At 68.7% G+C, this 24,721-nt stretch carries 19 protein-coding genes; 9 read left to right on the forward strand and 10 right to left on the reverse strand.

Annotation, left to right across the window (positions count from 1 at the left end):
- Window positions 1-47: 47 nt before the first annotated feature.
- Window positions 48-1,478 carry a glycoside hydrolase family 43 protein gene (locus OHU89_RS45795; protein ID WP_405651853.1) on the reverse strand — a complete coding sequence of 477 codons (1,431 nt, stop codon included), beginning with the start codon at window positions 1,476-1,478 and terminating at the stop codon, window positions 48-50.
- Window positions 1,479-1,875: 397 nt separating this feature from the next.
- On the opposite strand from OHU89_RS45795, the gene OHU89_RS45800 reads away from it, so the two are divergent.
- Entirely contained in the window at window positions 1,876-5,238 is a 3,363-nt protein-coding gene (locus tag OHU89_RS45800) for a discoidin domain-containing protein (RefSeq protein ID WP_405651854.1), read from the forward strand.
- Between the two features lie 757 nt (window positions 5,239-5,995).
- Window positions 5,996-8,869 (forward strand): AAA family ATPase, encoded by a 2,874-nt coding sequence (locus OHU89_RS45805; protein ID WP_405651856.1) that lies wholly within the window; start codon window positions 5,996-5,998, stop codon window positions 8,867-8,869.
- A gap of 79 nt (window positions 8,870-8,948) precedes the next feature.
- On the opposite strand, the gene OHU89_RS45810 is transcribed toward OHU89_RS45805, so the two are convergent.
- Window positions 8,949-9,242, reverse strand: coding sequence for a hypothetical protein (locus OHU89_RS45810; RefSeq protein ID WP_405651859.1), 294 nt, complete (start codon window positions 9,240-9,242; stop codon window positions 8,949-8,951).
- A gap of 44 nt (window positions 9,243-9,286) precedes the next feature.
- Here OHU89_RS45810 and OHU89_RS45815 point away from each other — a divergent pair, with 44 nt between their 5' ends.
- A complete protein-coding gene (locus tag OHU89_RS45815) occupies window positions 9,287-9,595 on the forward strand; it encodes a hypothetical protein (RefSeq protein ID WP_405651861.1) in 309 nt (102 codons plus the stop codon).
- A 170-nt stretch (window positions 9,596-9,765) separates the two neighbouring features.
- Here the strand turns inward: OHU89_RS45815 and OHU89_RS45820 are convergent, their stop codons facing one another.
- Both OHU89_RS45820 and OHU89_RS45825 read right to left on the reverse strand, forming a co-directional pair.
- Window positions 9,766-10,410, reverse strand: coding sequence for a hypothetical protein (locus tag OHU89_RS45820; protein WP_405651863.1), 645 nt, complete (start codon window positions 10,408-10,410; stop codon window positions 9,766-9,768).
- A gap of 313 nt (window positions 10,411-10,723) precedes the next feature.
- Window positions 10,724-11,356, reverse strand: coding sequence for a TetR/AcrR family transcriptional regulator (locus OHU89_RS45825; protein ID WP_405651865.1), 633 nt, complete (start codon window positions 11,354-11,356; stop codon window positions 10,724-10,726).
- Window positions 11,357-11,646: 290 nt separating this feature from the next.
- Between OHU89_RS45825 and OHU89_RS45830 the strand changes: the two genes are divergently transcribed.
- Window positions 11,647-13,044, forward strand: a complete 1,398-nt coding sequence (locus OHU89_RS45830) for an MFS transporter (protein WP_405651868.1) — start codon at window positions 11,647-11,649, stop codon at window positions 13,042-13,044.
- Window positions 13,041-14,261, forward strand: coding sequence for an FAD-dependent monooxygenase (locus tag OHU89_RS45835; RefSeq protein WP_405651870.1), 1,221 nt, complete (start codon window positions 13,041-13,043; stop codon window positions 14,259-14,261). Before OHU89_RS45830 ends, OHU89_RS45835 begins: the two co-directional genes overlap by 4 nt.
- A 36-nt stretch (window positions 14,262-14,297) precedes the next feature.
- On the opposite strand, the gene OHU89_RS45840 is transcribed toward OHU89_RS45835, so the two are convergent.
- Window positions 14,298-15,224: a DUF1353 domain-containing protein gene (locus OHU89_RS45840; protein ID WP_405651872.1), complete on the reverse strand. Its 927-nt coding sequence runs from the start codon at window positions 15,222-15,224 to the stop codon at window positions 14,298-14,300.
- Window positions 15,225-15,521: 297 nt separating this feature from the next.
- Here OHU89_RS45840 and OHU89_RS45845 point away from each other — a divergent pair, with 297 nt between their 5' ends.
- The 3 genes from OHU89_RS45845 to OHU89_RS45855 all read left to right on the forward strand — a co-directional run bounded on the left by OHU89_RS45845 (window position 15,522) and on the right by OHU89_RS45855 (window position 18,718).
- Window positions 15,522-16,070 (forward strand): YciI family protein, encoded by a 549-nt coding sequence (locus tag OHU89_RS45845; RefSeq protein ID WP_405651874.1) that lies wholly within the window; start codon window positions 15,522-15,524, stop codon window positions 16,068-16,070.
- A gap of 58 nt (window positions 16,071-16,128) precedes the next feature.
- On the forward strand, window positions 16,129-17,280 hold the full coding sequence (locus OHU89_RS45850; RefSeq protein ID WP_405654939.1) for a GDSL-type esterase/lipase family protein: 1,152 nt from the start codon (window positions 16,129-16,131) through the stop codon (window positions 17,278-17,280).
- Between the two features lie 169 nt (window positions 17,281-17,449).
- The gene (locus OHU89_RS45855; RefSeq protein ID WP_405651876.1) at window positions 17,450-18,718 is read left to right on the forward strand and encodes an MFS transporter; all 1,269 of its coding nucleotides are present in this window, start codon (window positions 17,450-17,452) and stop codon (window positions 18,716-18,718) included.
- 115 nt (window positions 18,719-18,833) lie between these two features.
- On the opposite strand, the gene OHU89_RS45860 is transcribed toward OHU89_RS45855, so the two are convergent.
- Window positions 18,834-19,004 carry a hydrophobic protein gene (locus OHU89_RS45860; protein ID WP_405651878.1) on the reverse strand — a complete coding sequence of 57 codons (171 nt, stop codon included), beginning with the start codon at window positions 19,002-19,004 and terminating at the stop codon, window positions 18,834-18,836.
- Window positions 19,005-19,642: 638 nt separating this feature from the next.
- Window positions 19,643-20,560 carry a LysR family transcriptional regulator gene (locus tag OHU89_RS45865; protein WP_405651881.1) on the reverse strand — a complete coding sequence of 306 codons (918 nt, stop codon included), beginning with the start codon at window positions 20,558-20,560 and terminating at the stop codon, window positions 19,643-19,645.
- A 79-nt stretch (window positions 20,561-20,639) separates the two neighbouring features.
- Here OHU89_RS45865 and OHU89_RS45870 point away from each other — a divergent pair, with 79 nt between their 5' ends.
- Window positions 20,640-21,383 carry a helix-turn-helix domain-containing protein gene (locus tag OHU89_RS45870; RefSeq protein ID WP_405651884.1) on the forward strand — a complete coding sequence of 248 codons (744 nt, stop codon included), beginning with the start codon at window positions 20,640-20,642 and terminating at the stop codon, window positions 21,381-21,383.
- Between the two features lie 49 nt (window positions 21,384-21,432).
- Here the strand turns inward: OHU89_RS45870 and OHU89_RS45875 are convergent, their stop codons facing one another.
- The 3 genes from OHU89_RS45875 to OHU89_RS45885 all read right to left on the reverse strand — a co-directional run bounded on the left by OHU89_RS45875 (window position 21,433) and on the right by OHU89_RS45885 (window position 24,716).
- Window positions 21,433-22,401, reverse strand: a complete 969-nt coding sequence (locus tag OHU89_RS45875; RefSeq protein ID WP_405651886.1) for a hypothetical protein — start codon at window positions 22,399-22,401, stop codon at window positions 21,433-21,435.
- Window positions 22,402-22,600: 199 nt separating this feature from the next.
- Window positions 22,601-23,686 (reverse strand): tartrate dehydrogenase, encoded by a 1,086-nt coding sequence (locus tag OHU89_RS45880; RefSeq protein ID WP_405651888.1) that lies wholly within the window; start codon window positions 23,684-23,686, stop codon window positions 22,601-22,603.
- A 130-nt stretch (window positions 23,687-23,816) separates the two neighbouring features.
- A complete protein-coding gene (locus OHU89_RS45885; protein WP_266883589.1) occupies window positions 23,817-24,716 on the reverse strand; it encodes a LysR family transcriptional regulator in 900 nt (299 codons plus the stop codon).
- Between the last annotated feature and the right edge of the window lie 5 nt (window positions 24,717-24,721).

The following is a 24,721-nucleotide window of genomic DNA, read 5'->3' on the forward strand; positions in this document are numbered from 1 at the left end:
GCCGGCGCCTTCTCCGCTGAGGGGAGGGCGCCGGCCCCTCAGCCGGGTCAGCTCGTCAGACGGAAGGTGGCGTCGCTGCGGGACGTCGCGGTGGTGATGGGCTCGAGTTTGAGCTGGAAGGCGTAGTGGCGGATGTAGCGGTCGGGGTGGTTGTAGGACTGGAAGGAGGACCAGGTGGCGTCGGCGAGCCCGGCGACCTGGCGGAAGGTGGCGTCTTCGGCGAAGGCGGTGGTGCCGTCGTTGCGGACGAGCTGGAAGTCGGCTCCGTCGTGGCGCAGGTAGTAGCCGGGGAAGTTGACCGACTCGAAGGAGACGGTGCCGGTGCCGGCCAGGCCGGGTCGCGGCCGGAACTGGGCGTCCTCGTTGGTGACGTTCTGGTCGATGCGTACGTCGAAGTTGGCGTGCCGCACGTAGCGGTCCTGGAAGTTGAAGGACTGCAGCCGCCTGGCCGGGGTGTTCACCCAGCGGGCCTGGATCCGGGCGTCCTCGGCGGCCGTCAGGTTCAGGATCGAGCCGTGGCGCTTCTTGGTGCCGCCCAGGGAGTAGGTACCCGACGTCGGAAGCTTGTAGGTCCCGGTGGCGGACGGGTTGGTCGTCGTGACCGGCATGTATCCCTTACCGGCCGCGTACTGGTCGAGGTAGAGGGTCCATTCGTTGCGGTCGCGGAACTTCATCCACATCGGGCCCTCGACCTGCGAGCCGGTCAGGCCGATGCCTGAGAGGTTGCCGAGGCTGGTCCAGGTGCCGAGGATCGAGTTGCTGCCCTCGATCGTGATCTGGCCATCGCCGGAGGCCCGCACGTAGCGGTAGTTGCCGACGCCGGACGGCACCTCGACGATCTGAGTGTCGATGATTTCCTGGCTGCCGGGGCGCTCGATGTAGATCTGCGGGGTGGTGATGGAGCGGAAGTCGCTGGTGCGGGCGTAGTAGATGCGGTGCTTCGTCGCGCCGTTGAGGGGCTTGTTCGTCGCCCAGTACAGGACGTAGTCGTTGCTGGCCGGGTCCCAGATCGCCTCCGGCGCCCACGCGTTGCGCCCGTCGGGGATCGCGCCGGCGACGTTGAGCAACCACGGCGCGGACCAAGTGACCAGGTCCGCCGACTCCCACACCACAAGACTGCGGCTGCCGTTGTTGATGGAGTCGCTCCAGGACTGGCCGCATCCGATGCACAGGTCGGTCGCGATGATCCAGTACTTGCTCCCGTCGGGAGAGCGCACCAGTGCGGGGTCGCGCACCCCACGCGTGCCCACCGTGGAGCGCAGAGTCATACCGCCGCCGTTGAGATCGTTCCAGTTCAGGCCGTCCGAGCTGTACGAGAAGTACATCTGCTGACCGGTCGAGCCCTCCCCGATGAAGTGCGTCATCAGGTACCCCGGGTCGGCCGCGGCGGCTCGCTGAGGTGTGATCAGGACTTGGGCTGTGAAGAGGAGGCCGGCGGCGACCAGCATTGCTGCCAGTCTGGAGAGAACCGCGCGCATGAACTGCTCCTGTCGTTCTGCAAATGTCACGTTCGGGTGCACGTACGGGTGAGGCCCGGCCTTCGTGCCGGGTGATCAGGACAGTGGAGGGGGCCATGGTTCGAGAAGTCGAACGCTGTTCGCAAATTCGAGCAGAAGATAGATGTTGGTCAAGGGCACGTCAATGGAACCGGCCGGTTTGATCCCCGGGGCGAGCAACTCGTCGCACTCAGCCCACCCGTCGGCGAAAGCAACTGCTGCAAGAGCATTGACGTAGCGCTGCACAGAAGGACAAGATCTCGCCTGCAAACATGCGAATGAAACGATTCAATTCCCTGTGATCGGCAACTGGCCTTGTCTCTCGCAGGGTTGTCGGCCCGTTTGCTGTCCTCGCCGCACATCAACGCTTGGAGCCCCGATGCACTCTGCGACGCGCCGGAATGTCCTGCGCTCGGCCATAGCCGTGGCTCTGGCCCCCACTCTGGGTTCCCTGATGCTGCCCGGGCTCGCGCCTGCGGCGTCCGCGGCGGTCTCGTGGACGGCGAAGTGGATCTGGGCTCCGTCCAGTTCGGCGAATCAGTGGGTGGCCTTCCGCAGATCCTTCACCCTCGGCTCCGCGCCCTCGAAGGCGGTGACCCAGATCGCGGCCGACTCGAAGTACTGGCTGTGGGTGAACGGCACCCTGGTGGTCTTCGAGGGCGGACTCAAGCGCGGCCCGAACCGCACGGACACCTACTACGACGAGATCGACCTCGCCCCGTACCTGACCAACGGCACCAACACGGTGGCGCTGCTGGTGCGGTACTTCGGCAAGGAGGGCTTCTCGCACAGCAGCAGCGGCAAGGGCGGTCTGCTGTTCCAGTCGGACATCACGACCGGTTCCACCACCACCCGGCTGGTCAGCGACACCGGCTGGAAGCACACCGTCCACCCGGGCTACTCGAACAACACCAGCGGCACTCAGGTCAACTTCCGGCTGCCGGAATCGAACCTCTACTACGACGCCCGCAACGCCGCCGCCATGGCCGACTGGCAGTCATCCGGCTTCGACGACGGTGCCTGGAGCGCGCCCACCGACTTCGGCGCAGTCGGTGCCGCTCCCTGGAACGGCCTCGTCGAGCGGCCGATCCCGCAGTTCCGGTACTCCGGCCTGCGGTCCTACACCAACGACGCCTCGCTCCCGGCCACCGGCCAGGGCTCCACCGCGATCTCGGCCACCCTGCCGTCCAACATCCAGGTCACGCCGTACCTGAAGGTCGACGCTCCGGCCGGCACGGTGATCGGCATCCAGACCGACCACTACGACGACGGCCGGGGCCTGGTGGGCATCGACCAGGCCACCATCTTCAACGTCCGCGCCACCTACGTCTGCGCCGGCGGGATCCAGGAGTTCGAGGCGCTGGGCTGGATGAGCGGCACGGCAGTGCGGTACAGCATCCCGGCCGGCGTGACGATCCTGGACCTCAAGTACCGGGAAAGCGGCTACGACACCGACTTCGACGGATCGTTCACCAGCAGCGACGCCCTCTTCGACACCGTGTGGACCAAGGCAGCCCGCACCATGTACGTCAACATGCGGGACAACTACATGGACTGCCCGACCCGCGAACGCGCCCAGTGGTGGGGCGACGTGGTCAACCAACTGAAGGAGGGTTTCTACACGTTCGACACCAAGTCCTACGACCTGGGCAAGAAGGCCATCTCGCAGCTGGCGTCCTGGCAGGAGTCCGGCGGCGTGCTGTACTCCCCGATGCCTTCGACCATCTGGACCGCCGAACTGCCCAACCAGATGCTCGCCTCGGTGTGGTCGTTCTGGACGTTCCACCTCTACACCGGCGACACGAGCGCGGTCACCGATGCCTACCCGGCGGTGAAGAAGTACCTGGACCTGTGGAGCCTGGGCAGCGACGGCCTGGTCAACCACCGCACCGGGGACTGGGACTGGCAGGACTGGGGCAGCGACATCGACACCCGGGTCCTGAACAACTGCTGGTACTACCTGGCCCTGGACACCGCCGCCAAGCTCGCGGCCCTCAGCGGCAACACCGGCGACGTCGCCGGATGGCAGGCCCAGCGCGACAGCATCAAGTCCAACTTCGACACCCTGCTGTGGAACTCCACGAGGAACGAGTACCGTTCTCCCGCCTACAACGGCGACACCGACGACCGGGCCAACGCCCTCGCCGTGGTCGCGGGCCTGGCCCCCGCCTCCCGCCACCGGGCCGTGACGGAGGTGCTGCGCACGCACCTCAACGCCAGCCCCTACATGGAGTTCTACGTCCTGGAGGCGCTGTATCTGATGGGCGCGGCCACCGTCGCCGAGGAGCGGATGCGCAACCGCTTCGCCGCCCAGGTCGCCGACCCGGCGTGCCACACACTGTGGGAGGTCTGGGTCAAGTCGGAGGGCACCGACAACCACGCCTGGAACGGCGGCCCGCTGTACGCGCTGTCCGCCTACGCCGCGGGTGTCCGCCCCACCAAGGCGGGCTGGGAAACCTATGAGGTCATCCCGCAGACCGGCACCCTGACGAAGATCAACACCGTGACACCCACCGTCCACGGTGAGATCCGCTCCGGCATCACCCGCGACGGCACCCAGGTGACCCTGACGCTCACTTCGCCGAGCGGCACGACCGCCCGGGTGGCCGTGCCCACCTACGGAGGCTCCCAGCCCGTCGTCAAGGCGAACGGCACCACCGTCTTCACCGGCGGTTCCTCACCGGGCAGTGTCAGCGGTCTGAGCTATGACGGCAAGGACTCCTCGTACGTCTACTTCAAGGTCCAGCCGGGCACGTGGACGTTCACGGCGACGGGCGTCGGCCGCCTCGACAACCTGGCCCTGGGCCGGACGGTCACCAGCAACAACAGCCTGGAGAACACCAACTGGGGCAGAAACCGGCTCACCGACGGCAAGCTCACCAGCGTGAGCGGCGCCAGGGGCTACACCAGCAACGAGTTCACCTCCGCCGACGTCAGCGCGAACCCCGTCTGGGTGGAGATCGACCTCGGCGCCGACACCGACCTGGACGCCGTACGCCTCTTCCCCCGCACCGACACATTGGCGGCCGGGGGCGGAACCGCGGGCTTCCCCGTCGACTTCACGATCCAGACCCGCCCCGACGGATCCAGTACCTACACCGACGTCCGCGCCGTCACCGGGCAGACGAACCCGCAGGGGCTGGTGCAGACTTACGGGTTCAAGACCACCACCGCCCGCCACGTCCGCCTGCAGACCACCAAGCTCGGCACCCCCGCCTCCGACGAGTCCACCAAGTTCCGCCTGCAACTCGCCGAACTCACCGTCCCGACCGCCGCGACGACCGTGAAGGCCAACTGCACGCTGGAGAACAGCGACTGGGGCAAGACCCGGCTCCTCGAGGGCACCACCACCAGCGTCACCGGCGCCAAGGGCTTCACCAGCATCGACTTCCCCGCCGCCGACGTCAGCGACACACCGGTGTGGATCGAAGTCGACCTCGGCGCCGACCGGTCCATCGGCTCCGTCACCCTCCACCCGCGCACCGACGCAGGCGGATCCGGCGGCGGCTCGGCAGGCTTCCCCGTCGACTTCACGTTGCAGACCCGCGCCGACGGATCCGGCACCTACACCACCGCCCGCACCGTCACCGGACAGGCCAACCCGAGCGGAGCCGCCCAGACCTACACCCTCACAGCCGCGACCGGCCGCTACTTGCGGCTGAGGGCTACCAAACTCGGCACTCCGGCGTCCGACGAATCCGCCAAGTTCCGCCTGCAGCTGGCCGAGATCGACATTGACTAGTGCCGCATCAGTCAACGTTCGCCTCTTGGGACGTTGCCTGGCAGGTGGCCAGATGCCCCGCACCCGGCCGTAGGAAAGGACCTGTGGCCGTCAGTACCCACGTAGGGTGCTCGGGTGTTCAATCGGCTTGAGGTCAGTGCGTTGCCACCGGGCCCCCGATGGGCTGCCCAGTTGCAGTTCCGAATCGACGGCGAGGACTTGGTGGCGCAGGCGGTTGGAGAGGGAGGCCGCGGCCCGTTTGCGGAGGAGGCGCTGCCCGACGAAGGTCACGGTCCCCTCTGGGCGACCGGCGAGGGGCGACGTGTCGTGCTGGGCGAGCCTGAGTGCACCGGCGGATGCTGTGGCTACCTGTCCGTGTTCGTGCGGCGTCACGGCGGGATCGTGGAGTGGTCCGACTGGCAGGTGCCCGTAGACAGGGTACGGCCCCCAGTTCTCCATTTCGACGCCGATCAGTACGACGCCGAACTAACCCGAGCGGTGACAGACCGGAGGCGGCAGGTCCATACGGAGTGACGGACGCGCCGCCGGTGTGCGAACGGCCGGAGGCGAGGGCCGTTCTGCGACGATGCCCGGGACCGCGGCACAGTGGCTGAGTAGGAAGGCGGCAGGGCTGCGTCAGGGGCACGGCCGTCGGGTCCAAGCAGTATGGGATGACCCGTGGAGTCCGACCGGTTCGGCTGTGCCGGGCACGGATTACGTAAGATCGTCACAGAAATGTCCCCGACGGCCGCGTGGCCATGGGGAGTTAGGTGGCGATGTGACTCCGCTGGTGAGCCGGGCGACAGAACTGGAACTTCTGGACTCGGTGCTCGACCGGACACTCGGCGAGGACGGCGGTTGCTCCGTCGTGGACCTCGCCGGGACTGCGGGCATCGGCAAGAGCCGGTTGATGGCCGAGTTCTGCCGACGGGCGCAGGCCAGGGGGATGACGGTACTGCGCGGCCGGGCCACCGAGTACGAACAGCACATCCCTTACCAGCCGTTCAGCGACGCCCTCGCCGACCACGACATGGAGCTGGCGGATCCGGGTGCCATGGACGCGCGCGGCGACCGGTTCGGGCTGCAGCGCTCCATCGCGAAGCTGCTCGTACGGATCGCCCGGTCCGGCCCCGGTCCCGGCCTCGTCGTGGCGTTGGACGATCTGCACTGGGCGGACCCGGCATCCCTGGAACTCCTCGACCACGTCGTCCGCCATCCCCCGAACGCCCCCGTCGTGATCGTCGTGGCCCGTCGCGACCGCCAGACCACGGCCTCCCTGGACGCCGCGCTCACCCGGGGCATCGACATGGGGACGGTGCTGCGGCTGAACCTCGGCCCCCTCGCCGAGCAGGCGTGCGTCGAGGTTCTGGCCCCCGGACTGGCCCCCGGCATGCAGCCTGGCCGGGCCGCCGAGCTGTACTCCGCCAGCGACGGCAATCCGCTGTACTTCCTCGCCCTCCTCCAGGCCGGACAAGCAGGACGCAACACCGGGCAGGACGCACCACCGCACTCAGCCGGACTCGGCTCCGTCCTGCTGGACGAACTGACCCCGCTGACCGCGGCACAGCGCCGGACCGCCGAGGCGGTGGCCGTCCTCGGCGACCGTGGCAGCACCGCTCTGCTGAGCGTGGTGACCGGGCGGGACGAGGCCGAGGTCACCGCGGACCTGGGAGCACTGACCGACCGTGATCTCCTGCGTCCCGGGCCGGGCGGACGATGGGCGCTGCGCCATCCGGTGCTACGAGCGGTCGTGCACGAGAGCACCCACCCCCTGGAACGGGTGCGCATGCACCGCCTCGCCGCGGACGCACTGGCCGCCGCGGGTGCTCCCGCCAGCGAACGCGCCCACCACGTCGAGCAGTCACTGACCGGTTGGGACCCGCAGGCCGTCGCCGTACTGTCCGAAGCGGCCGAGCGCTCCGCCGCCACCGCACCCGCGAGCAGCGCCCACTGGCTCGGCGTCGCCCTCACCCACCTGCCCGACCAGCCCCAACACGCCACGCTGCGCCGCGATCTGATGCTGCGACGGGCCCGTGCCCTGGGCGTGTGCGGAGGTCTGCGGGAGAGCCGGGACCTGCTGCATGAGGTGATCGCCATGTCACCGCCCGACGAGGCGGGGGCGCCACGAAGCGTGCGGGCCTCTGCCGTGGCACTGTGCGCGGTGATGGAGCGTTACCTGGGGCGGTACGCCGAGGCGGTTGCTCTGCTGCGCCGCGAGCTCGCCCGGACACCGGGCCCGTCCGACGCCGACACGGTAGAACTCGGCCTGGAACTCGGATCGTCCGCGCCGCATGCCACCGCCTACCCCCAGGTGCGTGCCGACCTGGCCGGCACCCTCGCCCTGGCCCGGTCGCTGGGCGATGAGGTCGCCCAGGCGGGCGCCCTCGGGGTCGCGGCCCTCGGGGAGACGTACGAAGGCAACATGGGTGCCGCGCGGGAGACAAGCGACCGGGCCGCCGCCCTGGTCGACGCCCTTACCGATCACGACCTCGCGGGACTGTGCGAGCCGCTGGCCCGGCTCGGCTGGGCCGAGGCGTTCCTGGAGCGGTACGCCGATGCCGAACGGCACGCCGATCGCGGCCTGACCATCGCCCGGCGCGGCGGCCAGCTCTACGTCCTGCCGCACCTGCTGCTGTGCAAGGCATATGTTCAACTCCAGACCCTGCGCCTGGACTCGGCCAGGGAACTCGCGGACGAGGCCGAGACGATCGCCCGTGGCATCGGCAGCGACGAACTGCTGGCCTTCGTCCTCACCAACAAGGCGTATATCCAGATGTTCGCCCTCCCGCCCGGTGACCAGGCCGCACTGGCGGTGGCCGAGGAAGCCGTCGCCGCGGCAGGTGCGCGTACCAACTGGTGGGCGTCCATCGCCTGGTGCGTGCTCGCCCGGGCGGCGATGCACGCGGGTGATCCCCAGCGCGCCCGGGCCGCGGTCCTGCGTGGCGGAGGCGACGACCTGAACGCGCTCCACCCGTCCATGCGCCCACTCATCCTGGAGATCCTCGTCAACTCGGCCATCATGACCGGCGACACGGGAGCCGCCGCGACCTGGGCGGAGCGGGCCCGCAAGGAGGCGGAGCAGCTCAATCTGCCGTCGCAGCAGGCCTCGGCGCTGCGCAGCACCGCCCACTGTCTGGCCGCCGGCGGCGACACGGCGGCGGCCGCCGAGCTGTTCGAGGAGGCCGTGGACAGGACGGCCCGTGGGGGAGTGGTGCTGTGGGAAGCGTTCAGCCTGCTGTTCGGCGCACCCCTGACCGCCGCCGCCGCCGATCCGGACCGTGCCCGCGCCATGTGGACACGCGCCCGACAGCTCGCCGAGGCCGGCGGCGCACGTCAACTGACCGGCCTGGCCGATGCGTTCCACCCCCTCGTGTACGACGTTCCCCCGGCCCAGCCTCCGGCCCCGGACCCGGGCCTGTCCGCCCGCGAACGCGAGATCGCCGCCCTGGTCGCCGACGGCCTGACCACCCCGGCCATCGCCGCCCGACTCTTCCTCAGCCCCCGCACGGTCGAATCTCACCTCAGCCGCATCTACCGCAAGACCGGCGTCACTTCGCGAGCCGCCCTCGCCGTCCTCCAGACCAGGCTCGAGCTGCGCGACACGACGACCGGGACTACCGGACCCACCGGATCGTCGCCGTCACGGTCTTAATGGCCGGTCAGTGGAACGGAAGACGGCTTCTCCTTCCCACAGGCGGGAGAAGAGTTCGCCCGGGTTCAGCGGTGCTTCGTCATCGTCGTCCTTCGCGAACACCGCCCGGGCCGTCAGGTCTCCGCCGACGACGATGCCCGAGGCCGGTCCGCGAGTCCGCCAGACAGCCCTGGACGGTCAGGGATCCGGTGACCACGAAGGAGCGCATCACCTGAAGGTTTCCCTCGACGACGAGGTCGCCGTGGTGGAAGAAGGGAGCGCGCACTTCCTGCTCGCCCACCAGGGTCCGGGCTGTGCCCGTGGCGCCGAGGACTCTGCGGCACAGCTCCAGTACCCACACGAAACCGTCGGGGCCGCAGTTGCGCTTCAGCATGGGGGCTGCCCGACCAGGCCCCGGGGTGGTGGACGATGGTGTGGATGGCGGTGTGGGCGGCCCTGGCGCCTCTCGCGGGACTGTGGCCGCCGGAGATGTCCCGCCCCTGGCCCCGATTCACCCGCCGCTGTCGCGCCGCCGTCTCGCAGGCGCTGGCCGACGAGGCAGCGGGGACCGATTTGAGGGTCTCGCAGGCCGTGTTCTTTGCGCCTGGTCGACGCAAGGTGACCGGCGCGGGCCGTCGCCGGCCCTCGCGGCCGCCCCGCGCCGGCAAGGGACCGCCAGACGTCGACGACGACCTCGGCGATCTGGCGGACGTGGATACGTACGGCGGCGGTGACGGCGGCGACTGACCTGGCGAGCATGCCCTGGCACCCAGGCAGGGGACTGCGCGATCCGCTGCCTTCAAGGGGCTGTCCAGGACAGCGCAGACGCCGTGGGCACACCAGCCACACCATGTTGCTGGTACCGCGGGATCAGCCGACAGGCGTACTACTCGTGGTACCGCCACTCACATCGGCGGTCAGCAGGAGACCAGGCTGATGGGCGAGACGTAGAGCGCGGACAGCACTCCGGCTCCGGCCACCTCGATCGGGACGGGGGCTGTCGAATCGGTCAGCTCCAGGTCGGACGGCAGGTATCTCTGCGGAATGTCTTCGCCGAGGTAGACCACCGAAAGCGAGCCCTGGCAGTCGGAGCCCCCCGGCGGCGCGGTGTCGGGGACTCTGCCGTCCTGCGGGCCGGCTTTGACGGAGGTGACGCTGATCGGCGTGTACTGGTACTCGTAGCGGGCCGGGGTGACGATAGTCTCCTCGCTCGTCTTTTTGAACTCGATCCAGTAGCGGGCGAGCTTGACCGTGACTGCCTTGCAGGGCCTCTGGATCGCCTCCGGGGTGAAGTTCAGGCCGGAGGAGTCCAGGGTCAAGCCCTTGGACTGGTATGCGCCGCTGCTGCTGGGCAGTTCCTTGAGATAGTCGGTCAGTTTTTCGACGCTCATGCCAGTGGTCTTGACGCACTCCGTGGGCGCGGCCGTCGTCGGGCTCGGCGCCGGAGTGGTCGGGTCGGGAGCGGCCGTGTAGCGAGCGAGCTCAGACGGGGAAGCGGATGCCGTCGCCTTGGCGGTCGGCTTGTCGTCCGAACATCCCGAGACTGTGAGCAGCGCTGCCACGGCCGCGGCCGGTATGAAGAACGTGCGTGCGCTTCCCATGAGTTCCCCCGCCTGCTTCGAGACTGCTTTCCCTCACCGGGCGGACCTGCAGGGCCGGATGAGGAGGTCCACCAGCGAGTCGGTTCGGGAACGGAGCCGTGTGCTCACAAGCAATCGACCATGTGCCTGCCACAGCGTCACACACGCCGTCGCCCCTCGCACGCGCCGCGTGCCGCTTGCGGTGAAAGCCCGTAGAGGATTGCGTAGTTCTACGGAAACAGGTCAGTCCCGCTTCGACGGCGAAGCGTGATCGGAGTCGCTGGTTCTCGCGGTCCTACACGGTTCGGTATGCCCGGAGAAAGGTCCGCACTCCCTCGACGACGAGTGGCCGGACGCGGGTGTCCTCCGTGGCGTTCGCGGCGCCGAGCCTGTCCAGCGTGACGCCGAAGGTCAGTGCGATGAACTGGTCGGCCGCGAGCCGGGGGTCGGGGACGTGGAGCAGCCCGGACGCGGCGAGGGCGGCGAACCGTTCGGCGAGTGCCTCGTCGGGGGTGTCGGCCATGGAGTTGTAGCCCTGGTGCGGCAGGTGGCCGGATTCGGCGCGGACCAGTCGTTGCAGCGTTGCGTACTCAGCCGAGCCGAGCATGTCGGTGGCGATGCGCATGGAGAAGGTGATCAGGGCGTCCTCGAGGTCGGAGGCCTCGGTGGGGTCGCTGAGAGTGTCGTCGAGGGTGCGCCGGATCGTGGTGATCATTGACTGACCGATGGTGTCGACGACTGCTTGCAGCAGTGTCTGCTTGTCGCCGAAGTAGTCGTAGACCGTCCGCTTGGACACCTCGGCGCGGGCGGCGATGGCGTCGACGCTGGACCGGTCGAAGCCGTCGGCGAGGAACAGTTCCCGGGCCGCCGTGAGGATGGCGGCCCGCTTTTGTGTGGATCCCTCGCGCAGGGTCTTCGTGGTCGGCATGGGCACATCCTAACTGTCCTACACTGCACGGTGTAGTGTAATACTGGCTCGGTGGATGCCGCGCCCCTATACCCGTTCCGCCAGGCGGAGTTGCCCATGCGCAACCTCAACTCCCGCCAGTCCCCGGGTTCTTACTGCCGGACGATCAGGACCTCGCGACCTGTCCACACAGCACCGTGCACAGTCCGCCCCGCACGAACCGCCGCTCTGCCCGCGCCGGGCCCGGCAAAGCGGCAGCCCTCCGCGTACGGCCGACCCCTTGTTCGCCCGGCACCTACGGAAGGACTTCCATGACCGCAACTCTGGCCCCCCCGGTCCGTATCGGGAGGGCAGCTGTCGGAGCCCTCGGCATGCTGGCAGTCGCCACCGGCGCCTTGGAGTCGGTGGTGACGCCGACGCTCCCGCTCCTGCAACGCGAACTGGATATGAGCCCCGCCGAAGGGGCCTTACTGAGCATCGTGCTGCTCATCACCGGCGCGCTCATCACACCGGTCGCAGGCAAGTTAGGCGACCGCTACGGCGGGAAACGGGTCCTGATCCGGCTGATGGCGGTTGTCTGTGCCGGCGGGCTGGTGTCCGCCCTGGCGCCGAACCTGCCGGTGCTGCTGCTCGGGCAGGTGCTGCAGGGGGCGATGGTGGGCGCGCTGCCCCTGTCGTTCATCCTGGTGCGCGAACACCTCCCCGCGGGAGAGGCGAAGGTGGCCATCGGGGTGGTCAGCGGGTTGTTCGTCGGGGGCGGGATGGCGGGCACGCTGTCCGCAGGGCCCGTGGCGGAAGGGCTCTCCCGGCACTGGATGTTCGCGCTGCCGACGATCGCGGTCATCGGGTCCACGCTGCTGGTGAACAGGCAGATGCCGCACGATGCGCCGGGCCGCTCGGACGGCACCGGCGTCGACTGGCCCGGCCTGATCCTCCTGAGCGGGACGCTGGTCACGCTCATGCTCGTCCTCGCACTGGCCCCCGACTTCGCCTCGCAGCCCCTCATATTGGGCGCTCTCATCGTGGTGCTGGCCGCCTTCGTGACCGGATGGATCGCCGTCGAGCGTCGGGCGGCCTCGCCGATGGTCGATCTGCGCATGCTGGCACGGCCCGCGGTGTGGAAGTCGTGTGTGCTGACGTTCGTGATCTGCGTCGGCACCGCGGTGCCGGTCTACCTCGTCCCGCAGCTGCTCGCGGTGCCTGCCGACGAGTACGGGTTCGGGGCCGGCGCCACCGCGATCGGCTTCTACCTGCTGCCCGGCGCCGTGGCCGCCTCGCTGGCCGGACCGATCAGCGGACTCGGGGCGCGACGCTACGGCTCGCGTGCCGTCGTCACCGCCGGGATCGTCCTCCTGGCTGCCGGCCTGATCGCACTGGCCGCCGTGCACACCGAGATCTGGCACCTCGTCATCGGCAAGATGATGATCGCGCTGGCCAACGGCCTGTGCGTCACCGCGATGGTGACCAGCACCGCCACGTCCGTCGACCGAGGTGACACCGGCATCGCCACCAGCCTGGTCCTGGTGACCCGCGTGCTCGGCTTCGCCGTGGGTGTCCAGGCCAGCGGTGCGATCCTCACCGCCGCCACCCCCTCCGGGTCGGATGTCCCGGCCGAATCGGCCTTCGTCACCGGCTTCGCCATAGCCGGCGCCGTCACGGCACTGTCCCTGCTCGTCGCCCGCACCATGAGCAAAGGAGTCAAGGCATGACTCGCACCGATCTCTCGAGGCACATCACCACCATGCCGAGGGGCAAGGTCCTGATATCCGGGGCCAGCATCGCGGGGCCCGCCCTCGCGTTCTGGCTGAACCGCTACGGCTTCACGGTCACGGTGGTCGAGAAGGCAAGCGCACTACGCGGCGGCGGTTACCCCATCGACGTGCGCGGCACCGCTCTCGAGGTCGTCCGCAGGATGGGCATCCTGCCGCAACTGCGGGACGCGCACATCGATCTGCGCCGGCTGACCTTCCTCGACGCAGACGGCGGCAAGGTCGCCTCGGTCAACCCGTACACCGTGACCGGCGGTGTCGCGGGACGCGACCTTGAGGTGCCGCGCGGGGAACTGACCGACGCTCTCCATACGGCGGTCCGTGACGACGTGGAGTTCTTGTTCAACGACTCCATCGACAGCCTCGACCAGTCCGAGCACGGGGTCGACGTCACCTTCCGCGGGGGCGGCCGGCGTACGTTCGACGTGGTGTTCGGCGCGGACGGTCTGCACTCACGTACCCGCGAGCTCCTGTTCGGCCCCGAAGAGCAGTTTCACCGCTACCTCGGCTACTGCTTCGCCGGATTCACCATGCCCAACACCTTCGGACTCTCCCACGAGCTCACGATGTGGAACACCCCGGGCCGGGCCGCGGCACTCTACGCGGTGGGGGACAGCGACGACGTGCACGCCTTCCTGAACTTCGCCCATCCACAACCGCCGTACGACGCCTTCCGCAACCCGCAAGCCCAACGGGACCTGGTCGCCGCGGTCTTCGCCGACGCGGGATGGGAAGTCCCCGGCATGCTGGCCGCTATGGGTGACGCGGACGACCTGTTCTTCGACGCGGTCAGCCAGATCCGCATGCCCCGCTGGTCCAAGGGCAGGGTCGCGCTGGTGGGCGACGCCGCGTATGCGCCCTCGTTCCTCACCGGACAGGGCTCCAGCCTCGCACTCGTCGGCGCCTACATGCTCGCCGGCTCCCTGGCCGACCGGAACCACACCGCGGGTATTGCCGCCTACGAACACGACATCCGTGAGTTCGTGACGGTGAACCAGGATCAGGTCGGCGAGGGCGACGCCACACTCTTCCCCACCACCGCTCGAGCCCTGGAGCAGCGCAACGACATGCTGCGCAGTCTCAGCGTCATGCCTTCCGGAGAGGGCCGACCGGCGCATTCCGCCCTCATCCTGCCCGAGTTCATGCCCGTGACGTGAGCGAAGCCGGCGGTGAACTGCCCAGTGGGCCGTGCCTCATGGAGTCGCCAGCACCGCGATGAATCCGGCCAGTGCCGCCAGCAGCCCGAGCCACACCAGGATGCATGCCGCCTTCGGAGCCTTCTTCGTGAAGCGTTCCGACACCTGGTACATCGCGGAGATGAGGAGCAGCGCCGCCGTGACGTGCAACAGCACCGCAAGGCTCACCCCGACGACCGCGCCGGCCCTCCAGAAGCGCCCCCAGGTCACCGCCCATCCCACCGAGAACAGGATCGCCGCCGTCAGCCCGCCGACGAGTTCCTCCCACCACGGCCGGTTCCCCATCCACCACAGGTTGCCGAGCCAGGAGATCCCGACGTCGAAAAGGTCGATGGTCGCCCAGGTGCCGAGCACCAGGATTCCCAAGCCGGTCAGGCCCACGGTCAGGCGGTAACGCCACTTCAGCCACGTCGGCCAGTCCGTTCCCTCGCCGCGCCACATGGTCGCCATCGTCACCGCCGACCAGATCAGCCACCGCCGGATCAGCGCAGTGCCGGCATCCGCCATCGCATCGCGCAGTACGCGGTCGGCTTCCGCACGCCGCACGACCTTGCCGTCGGTCGAGGTGTACTCCGGGACGCCCTCCGGGTGGCTCAGTCCGTCGTGCAGCAACGTGGCCGGGAGATGCTCGCCTGTCTTCGGCACGAGCCAGGTGAGAAACGCGGGAACCGAGGTCAGGTCGGTGCAGAAAGTGCCGCTCTCCCGCGGCACCAGGAGCTCGCCCAGGTGCCGGTCGCGGTACGCGATGCGGCGCTGCATCATGAAGTACTCGTGGCGGCCCACGATGACCCGCTTGAGCTCGATACGGGCATCGGAGCCGGGGTCGGGCAGGACTTCCGGTTGTCCCGCTGAAGCGTCGATGCCACCGTCGTAGAACCGGCGCGGCTCCTGGGCGATCGGGCCACCTCCGCCAGATACAGCCATGAGCGCCTCCCTCGTGCCAGACCGGTTCCTATCCCATTTCTTCCGACGGGTGGCTGCCGCTACTCATCTTCCCCGTGCTCAGTCACCCAGACGTGTCCATCGGCTCCCCTGCGCCAACTGCGCGCTCGGGCGGGCGGAGCATCCCAGCCCCGACGCTCGCCGCCGTGAGTCGTCCAACAGGCAGTGCGGCCGAGACGGCCACTCCGTCCGACGGAATGCTGCCTCGTGTGGAGCGCGAAGCCATCGCCGCCAAAAGCCGGTTGAGATGGTCCCCTTGATGGGGAAGGGTCTGTGGTCATGGAGTTCTTCTGCTACCACCGTGATCGGCCCGGCTCCCTGGCGTTGCGCGAGGAGTTGCTGGAGGAGCACTGGTCCTACATGGACCGGTACGCGAAGGAGCTCATCGCTCGCGGCCCGACCTTCGCCGATGACGGTGAGACACCCACCGGCAGCGTGCACATCGTCGACCTGCCCGATCCCGCAGCCGCCCGGGCGTTCGCCTTCGACGAGCCCAACTACCAGGCCGGTGCGTACCGGGACGTGCTGTTGCGCCGGTGGCGCAACGTGCTGGGGCGCACCATGTGGGACTTTCCCGGTGGCCGGACCGATGGCAACCGCTACCTGGTGCTCGGTCTCGGCGAGGGCCCGGCCGCCGACCTCGCCCTGCCGCATGACCAGGACGAGCTGGTCGCGTACGGGCCGTTGCTGTCCGACGACGGCGACACCTGGCTTGGTACGGCGGTGCTGCTCAAGGCCCCGGATCCGGACACGGCACGCGCCGTCCTGACTCCGGGACGGTACGCGGACATCGAGGTCCACGACTGGGAGTTCGGCGGGCGTCGATGAGCCACGAAGGCACCGGGTTGATGTCGTCTCCGGTCCAGATCGACCTGGGACAGGGGCGCTGGCGGTGACGCTGCGGGCGGTTCCACTGGTGGGCGGGCCGGTGGAGTTGCGGGGGGCGCTGGACCTGGAGACCACACCGGCAGGGGTGATGCCGCGCCGGTTGCCCGCGTGGACCAAGGAGCAGTACCAGGACCCGTCGGTCTACGGCGTGACCCTGATGCCTTCAGGCGTGCGGCTGGTGTTTCGCACTGATGCGCGCGCATTGGAGTTGGAGGTACTCACCTCCACCGGCCAGCTCGACTCCGACGCCCACCCCCGCCCGACCGGGATGCTGGAGTTGCTGGTGGACGGCGCCTTGGCCGGACGTCAGCAGGCGCCGGTGGGCAACGTGCTGCGGATGGCGGGCCCCGGGGCCGTACAGCGACTCATCCCGGGCGAGCCAGGGATCGTACGGTTCGCTGGGCTGCCGGCCGGCATGAAAAGCGTCGAGTTGTGGCTACCCCAGCAGACCCCAACGGAACTGGTGGTACTGCGCGCTGACGGCGAGGTGCTGGCACCGCTGCCGGACGGGCGGCGCCGTTGGGTGCACCACGGCAGTTCCATCAGCCACTGCATCGAGGCTGACGGCCCGACCGGGACCTGGCCGGTGGTGGCAGCCGCGCTCGGAGGGGTGGAGGTGATCAACCTCAGCCAGGCGGGCAACGCGCTGCTCGATCCCTACGTCGCCCGGACGATCCGCGATACGCCCGCCGACCTGATCAGCCTCAAGGTGGGCATCAACATCGTGAGCCTGTCCGCCTTCCGGCTGCGGACGTTCGGCCCGGCGGTACACGGGTTCCTGGACACGATCCGGGACGGACACCCGGACACCCCGCTGTTGTTGGTCTCTCCGGTGAGCTGTCCGGCCCTGGAGGAGACTCCCGGGCCGACCGTGACCGGCCCGGACGGGAGACTCGCCGCCCTGGGCGACCCGGCCGAAGTGGCCCGCGGGGCATTGTCGTTGGCGGTCGTCCGTGCCGAGCTGGCCCGGATAGCTGCGGCACGACAGGCGTCCGATCCTCATCTCCACTATCTGGACGGACGCGAGCTGCTCGGCCCCGACGAGACAGACGATCTGGCCGACGGCCTGCACCCCACCGCCGCCGCATACCGGCGAATGGGCAAGCGCCTTGCGGCTCACGCCTTCGCGACCGATGGACCCTTCCGTTGAGACAGCTGGGCTTCACACCGTGCACCGGGGTGGAGCGTCGGCGGTTGGCGGCCAATGCTGACTCGGTTGGTCGAGGAGTTTTCCCCCAAGTTGAGACCGCCGTGGAGGTTCCGGTCGGTGGCGGAGGCCCAACACCAATGATCACCGGAGTCACCAGGGAGCCCGCAGCATGACCGGCACCACGGAGGCCCTTGGCGGGTCGGCTGCAGTCGACGATGCAGCACGAAGCGTCACGCGCCCGTTCTACGTATACGCCGTGCTCGCCAACTCGCTGTTCCAGCGTGGCGTATTCGTCATCTTCCTTTATCAGCGAGGCTTCTCCGCCGGGCAAGTAGCCCTCCTTCAGACACTGCTCTACCTGGTCAGCGGACTCGCGGAGTTGCCGACGGGAGTCATCGCCGACCGAATCGGCAGGCGTGCCAGCATCGTGATCGGCCAGATGCTGATAGCGGGATGTCTGCTCGGCCAGGGGACGTTCTCCAACTACTGGGTGTTCCTGGCGCTGTTCATCGGGCAGGGCGTGGGCATGGCATGTGTGTCCGGCTCGGACACCGCCCTGCTGTACGACCTGCTCGTGCGTCGTGGTGCAACGGCCGGCTACATCAAGATCAAGTCCCGGTTCACCATGCTCGGGACGGTCGCCTCCGGAGCCGCCATCGTCCTCGGCGGCCAACTGCAGCAGATCTCCTGGGGAGTGGTCTACGTCGGTTCGGCGGCGTGCCTCGTCCTGGCCGTGGTGGTGCTGATGTCGCGGGTGCCCGAGATCCGCGGCGCGGACGCGGTGGACGAGCAGGAGGGAGCCGAGGGGCACGGCGACGCCACAGCATGGCGGGCGATGCTTCGGGTCGCCACGCCGGCGCTCGTGACGCTTGTCGTGGTGTCGGGATTGATGCATGCGACTTTGACGCCGTACATCATTTTTGCGCAGAAGACCCTCTCCGATCAGGGAGCGGACACCGCATGGGTCAGCGTGGTCATATCGGCGGGATTCTTCGTCGGCGGGCTCACTCCGCTGCTGTCGGACCGCGCGGACCGGCGCATCGGATATCGGGTCATCGTCCCGGTGTCCCTCCTGACGCTCGCCGCGGCACTCGCCCTGAGCGGCCTCGGCCTTGTCTGGGTCACCATCGCCGCGTTCCTGGCCCTGGTCGGGATTCCCGAGATCACCGCCGTGATCGTGGACAACGTGTTCAACGAGGCCGTGCCGTCGCGCCACCGCGCGAGCCTGCTGTCGATGATCGCATTCGTGGAGTCGGCACTCATCGGCCTCGGCTATCTCGTCCTCGGCGCGCTCATGGACGGGTTGGGCTCCAGTGTGGGCATGGCCACCTACGCCGTTGTCCCCCTGCTGGCATGTCTCCTGTGGCTTCCGGTGCTCTTCCGAGGGGCGCGGGTGACCACCGAGATCGAGAAGCCCGCCGACCAAAAGGCATCCTGAAACAGACCACCTCGAGCAATGCCCTGTCCGATGGCAGGGGTATTGCTCGTTGAGAAAGCGTGCCTGTGGGCTCCGGATACATCCGGAGCCCACAGGCACGGTGCTGAGTGGCGGGTTACCAGCGATACCAGCGGCCCCTGCGGCCACCTGTGTCCGCGGAGCGCATGACGAAGCCCAGCAGCCAGACGACCAGCACGATGATCGCGATCCACCACAGTGCCTTCAGAGCGAAACCCGCACCGAAGAGGACCAGAGCCAGCAGAAGAACGAGAAGCAGGGGAACCATAGTTATCAACCTCCGTAGCTCCTAGTGCCCGGCGAATTCAGGAACACGCGGTCGATTTCACTGGTTTATCCACTGCCTATGCGGGAACTCAACCCAGTTTCTCCCGGCGTCACGCAGTAGACCATGCAGGCGTCCAGGTTCCGCTTCAAGTCCACTGGCAGGGCAACGCGTGAAGAATAGATAGAACAGGGTACTACGGCCCCGTGGATCTCTGTGGGTCGGCAATTCCCTCCCTGTCCAACGGGTTTTCTCCGAACGCGTAGAGAACGGTGGTGGAATGCGGCACAAGGGTGCATCGATGGATGACGCGATAAGAGGAGTGCGAGCCTTCTCCGCGGTCTCGATCGCCGGAGGGATGTGTGCGTGCGTTGCAGGAGTTCTTACTGGCGATGTTGTGCCGATCCTGCTCGGAGTGATCGCCGCAGTCAGCGGAGTGGTTCTGACGGTCTTCGCCTTCCTGGCCCATCGGAAGACTCGTTCCTGACGGAGCAGTTACCCGCGCCTCAGCGTCCAGGACGAGGCCCTCGGATGCGACCGGAAGCAATCAGAGGCATGGCCATTCACCGTCAGCGAGCGGCTCGAACCCCGCAGGTTCGCGACCGTGCATCGTCACGTCCGCGCAAGCGAATCAAGCCCATCTAATCCGCCGGAAGGCATGTGGTGTGACCGTGCTGAGCGGCTGTTCGCAGCGCGGTGACGACAGCGGTGATCGTGGGGTTCGGCGTGTTGGTGTGGCGGGTCGCGGCGAACAGCGAGCGGCGGATCGGGTGGTCCTCGATGGGTGAGGTGTGGATCCCGGCTGTGGTCGGGTCGATGGCGGTTCGGGGGATGAGCGCGGTGGCGAGGCCGGCCCGGGCGAGGGTGAGTTGGGCCGCGATGTCGGTGGTGACGTAAGGCGTTGACGGTGCGAAACCGGCTTGTCGGCAGGCCTGCAGGATGGCTTGCCCGCAGTCCGTGGTCGGCGGTGGCATGACGAGGCGGTGCGTGGCCAGTTCCCGCAGGGAGACGGGTTGTTCGCCTGCCCGGTCTGCCGCGGTGACGATGAGCAGCGGATCGTCCAGCAGCGGGTAGGTGTCGACGTCCCGGGGCGGGGCATCGGGCAGGTGGTGGTAGCGCTGTCCGAGCACCACGTCGACGGTGCCCAGCGGCAGTTCCCGTAGTTGCGCCTGGTCGGTCACCAGACAGGTGACGGTGAGCTGCGGGTGCTGTGAGGCCAGTGAGGTCAGCGCCGGAGTCACGATGCGGGCGATGGTCGACGGCAGCGCGGCGAGGGTGGCGGTGGGGCCGACCGTGTCCCTGACCGCCGCGACGGCGTTCTCGGCTTCCTGCACGGCGCCGAAGATCCGGTCGGCGTGTTCGACGAGCACCCGTCCCGCCTCGGTCAACGCCACGGTGCGCCCGTCGGGGCGCAGCAGATCGACTCCCATTTCACGCCGCAGCGCGGCCAGTTGCTGGGACACGGCCCCGGCGGTCAGGTCCAGCGACTGCGCGGCTGCCGCGATGGAGCCACGGGCGACGACGGTTCTGAGCGTGTACAGACGGCGGATGTCCAGCATGAATCGATAGATTACCTAAAGGGTCACAGGAGAAAACATCCTCTTGTTCTATCGAGTCATCGTGGGCGACCTTGGGCGCATGGAGATCTTCGACTGCATCGACGCGGTGGCCCGGCCCATCCACGACTTCGGTGACGAGTTCATGTCCGACGAAGCGACCAGTGCGATCGGCCTGCGCGCCGGATTTCCTCCTGGGCGCGGCTTCTACTGCCGTGGCCGGTTCGGGGTGCTCGGCGAGGTGCCGGTCCCGGTGGTGCAGGCAGTCCAGGGCTTCCTCGGTCCCGGTCTGATCTCCGCAGGCTGGCTCGCCGGACGGGCCGTGATGCCGGCAGAGGCTGCCGCCGCTTGCTACGCCCAGGCGATCTGGCAGTGGGGACGCACCCACGTCCCCGGTGACGTCGACGTGGAACACTTCAACCGGCTGGCGCAGCAGCTGATCGACGCCGCCGACGCGGACGCACTGCCGCTGTTCGCCGGCTGGCGCGCACAGCCCTACCCCGACAAGGACCCCGTCGGTGCGGCCATGCAGCGCATCCACGTGCTGCGAGAGCACCGCGGCGCCTGCCACCTGGCCGCGGTACGTCTGTCCGGACTGACCGCCCAGACGGCCATGGTCATCAACCTCGGCACCGAGCAGGCAGCCCGCTACGGCTGGGAGACACCACGTCCCGCAACGGCGACCTTGCTCCCGCAAGGGCAACGTGCCGAGCGACTCACCACCGAGCTGCAGGCACCGCTCTACGCCACCCTGACCACCGGGCAGCGCACGGAATTCGCGCAACTCGTCGGCGGGTTGACCATGTCGTCGCCTCTGGCTCGATAGGGGCGCTGTCGCGGCTCTGGTAAGGCACCATGCGCCGACAGCACCGCTATCACCGCGTCTCGTCGACGTGACGTCGCCACAGTCCCACCGAGTCGTCCCAGCGGATCGTGACGGTTCCTCCTGCGGGATCCGGGGCAGCGAGCGCTTCCAGGTCGGTGAGGGTGAGCGCGTGCAGTGCTTCGTCGTCGAGGCGGCCGGTGCGTAGTTCGAGGTGTGTGCCCGACTGGGGGTCTTGCAGGACGTAGAAGACCGGGCCGGAAGGGGGAGGGGCCGTGGCCCGCTGGCCGCTGTGCAGGAGTCGGCTGATGAGAGAGCGGGCCGCGCCGTAGGCTTCCTCGGCTGCCTTGGTGGCGAGTGTCTGGATGAACGGGACGAGGGCCGTGGTCACGACGGCGGTAGCCACGATCGTGGGTGTGGGATCTCCGCGAAGCAGGGGTGGCGGCGGCTCGGCGTGCTGGAGGTCGGCGGGGACGGGCTTGCCCTGGCGTCGAAGGATCTCACGCAACTCGTACCTGGCGGCGGCCTCATGTCTGGATGAGGCGTCCGCGGAGGCGGCGGCGCGTCGGTAGACGTCCTCCGCCTCCTCTAATTTGCCCTGTTGCTCCAGAGCTTGTCCCAGAAGGAGCGCCGAGACGCCGTCCCCGAGTTCGGCGGCCCGGGCGTACCAGCGCATCTGAGCGTCCGTATCCCCGCTCCCGCCAGCTTGTATCGCCAGGTATCTGGCGGAGAAGGCATCTCCGGCCGCGGCAAGTTCGCGCAGTAACACCTCTCCGTGGCGTCCGCGGGTGCCGGCCATGCTGGCCAGGTAGCCCCCAGAGGCGGCAGTACGCCGAAACCACTGATCGACCTTGGGCTTGCGGTGAGAGCGATACAGCTTCCGGCCCGCATCCAGCCACGCCAGGCGGATGCGGGCCTCGCGGTGCCCGCCACGGGCTGCGGCCGTCAGCCAGTGCTGGGCCTGCTGCGCCTGGCCGTCCACCGTCAGCAGTGCACGGCCGAGGCGCCAGCTGGCGAACACGTCGCCACGTTCTGCGGCAGCCCGGAGCAGAGTCTCCTCCCGGGCTGAGAGCGCACCCTCCGGCATGGGATGACTCCACGACTCCTTCTCGTGCCCCTGCCTGCGCCACATGTACACGACCATAGTCTCGAGCTTGAAGGCTGTGCTCGTGTCATCCGCGGAAGTGGCGTTCCTCTGGTCCCGTACAGCGGGAGCGAGGTCAGGCGTTGAGTGCGTCGATGAGCGCCTTGGTGACGTCCTCCGTGGAGGCGGTGCCGCCGACGTCGCGGGTGAGGATGCCCGCGCCCGTCGTCGTCTCGATCGCCTTCTGGAGTCGGGCCGCCTGGTCGGGCAGGCCGAAGTGCTCCAGCATCAGGGCGGCGCTGCCGACCGCACCGATCGGGTTGGCCAGGCACTGTCCTGCGATGTCCGGCGCGGAGCCGTGGACCGGCTCGAACATGCTGGGGAAGCGGCGTTCGGGGTTGAGGTTGGCGCTGGCGGCGAGGCCCAGGCTGCCGGCCAGCGCGCTGCCGAGGTCGGAGAGGATGTCGGCGTTGAGGTTGGAGGCGACGACGACCGAGAGGTCCTCCGGCTTCAGCACGAACTTCGCGGACATCGCGTCGACCAGGACGCTCTCCGTCTCCACGTCCGGGTAGTCGAGAGCGACGCGCTTGAACACGTCGTCCCACAGGACCATGCCGTACTGCTGCGCGTTGCTCTTCGTCACCGACGAGACCTTGCGGCGGCTGCGGGTACGGGCCAGGTCGAAGGCGAACCGCATGATCCGCTCGCAGCCCACTTCGGTGAACAGGGCGGACTGGACGGCGACTTCACCGCCAGGGCCGCGGCCGCCGAGGTTGCGGCCGCCCAGCCCGGCGTATTCGCCCTCGCTGTTCTCGCGGACGACGACCCAGTCCAGCTCGGTGTCGTCGGCCTTGCGCAGCGGGCTCTGCACGCCGGGCAGGAAGTGCACGGGGCGGACGTTGGCCCACTGGTCGAAGTTCTGGCAGATCTTCAGGCGCAGGCCCCACAGGCTGATGTGGTCGGGGACGTTGGGCCAGCCGACGGCGCCGAAGTAGATGGCGTCGAAGTCCTTGAGCTGGTCGAGGCCGTCCTCGTCCATCATCGTGCCGGTGCGCTCGTAGTACTCGCAGCCCCAGGGGAAGTCCTGCCAGTCGAAGGCGAAGGCTCCGCCGGAGTCCTCGGCCAGGGCGTCGAGGACGGCGCGTCCGGCGGCGACGACCTCCTTGCCCACGCCGTCGGCGGGGATGGCGGCGATGCGGAACGTGCGGGGTGCGGTGGTCATGAGGTGCCTCCGGCTCGCTGTCTTTGCGGTTGCTCCGAGTCAACACAGCGCCCTCGTGGCACGTCCAAGACGTGGATTCGATACGACGTATAGGCGTGGCCGATCGGTTGTGCGTCCGACCGGTGGTGCGTCAGGTGCCGCGAACTCGGCGCTGGGCGAGCGACTTGGTGAGGGTCAGGAAAGCGCGCGCCGCCGGGGTGAGGTGCGCGGGCAGACTGACCATCGCCACATGGAGGTGGGCGGTCGGCTCGATGGGTGCCACCACGGCTCCGCACCGGCGGGCCAGGCGGGTCCACGAGGAGGGCAGCACGGCGACGCCCACGCCGGTCAGGACGAGCGGCAGGATCGAGGTGCGGTGGTCGACGATGGTCACGATCTCCGTGCCGGTGCCGTCCGCGGTGATGTCGTCGACGATGGTGCGCATCAGGCTGCCCGTGCGTGAGGCGATGAGTTTCTGTCCGGCCAGTTCCTCGGGCCGGATGGTGACGTCGTCCTCGATTGCCCCGCCGGGTGCGGCGACGACCACGAAGGGCTGGTCCTCGACGTGCAGGACGTCGAGCCCGGACGGGTTGACGGGGCTCGAGGAACCCAGCAGACCCAGCTCGCAGGCCCCGCTGCGGACCAGGGAGACGACCTCGTCGGGGGTGAACGCGGCCTGGGTGCTGACCGTCACGGACGGGTGCAGCTCGGCGAAGCGGTGGACGAGGGTGGTCAGTGGCTCGATGCCGGGCGAGGGCATGGTGGCCAGCTCGACCGTGCCGCCGTGCAGCCCGGCGAGTGCGGCGGCGGTGTCGCGGACGGCGGCCAGGTCGCGCAGGACGCGGCGGCTGGGTTCCAGCAGTTCCGTGCCGGCCTCACTGAGGACGACGCCTCGGCCCACGCGGTGGAAGAGGGCGACCCCGAGGTCGGCCTCGAGGTTCGCCATGGCCTGCGACAGCGACGGCTGGGCCACGTGGAGCGCGGCGGCGGCTCTGCTGAAGCCGCCGTGTTCCACGATGGCCAGGAAATACTCCAGCTGGCGCGCGTCCACGGTGC

This window comes from Streptomyces sp. NBC_00019, assembly GCF_045041015.1.
Taxonomy (GTDB): Bacteria; Actinomycetota; Actinomycetes; order Streptomycetales; family Streptomycetaceae; genus Streptomyces.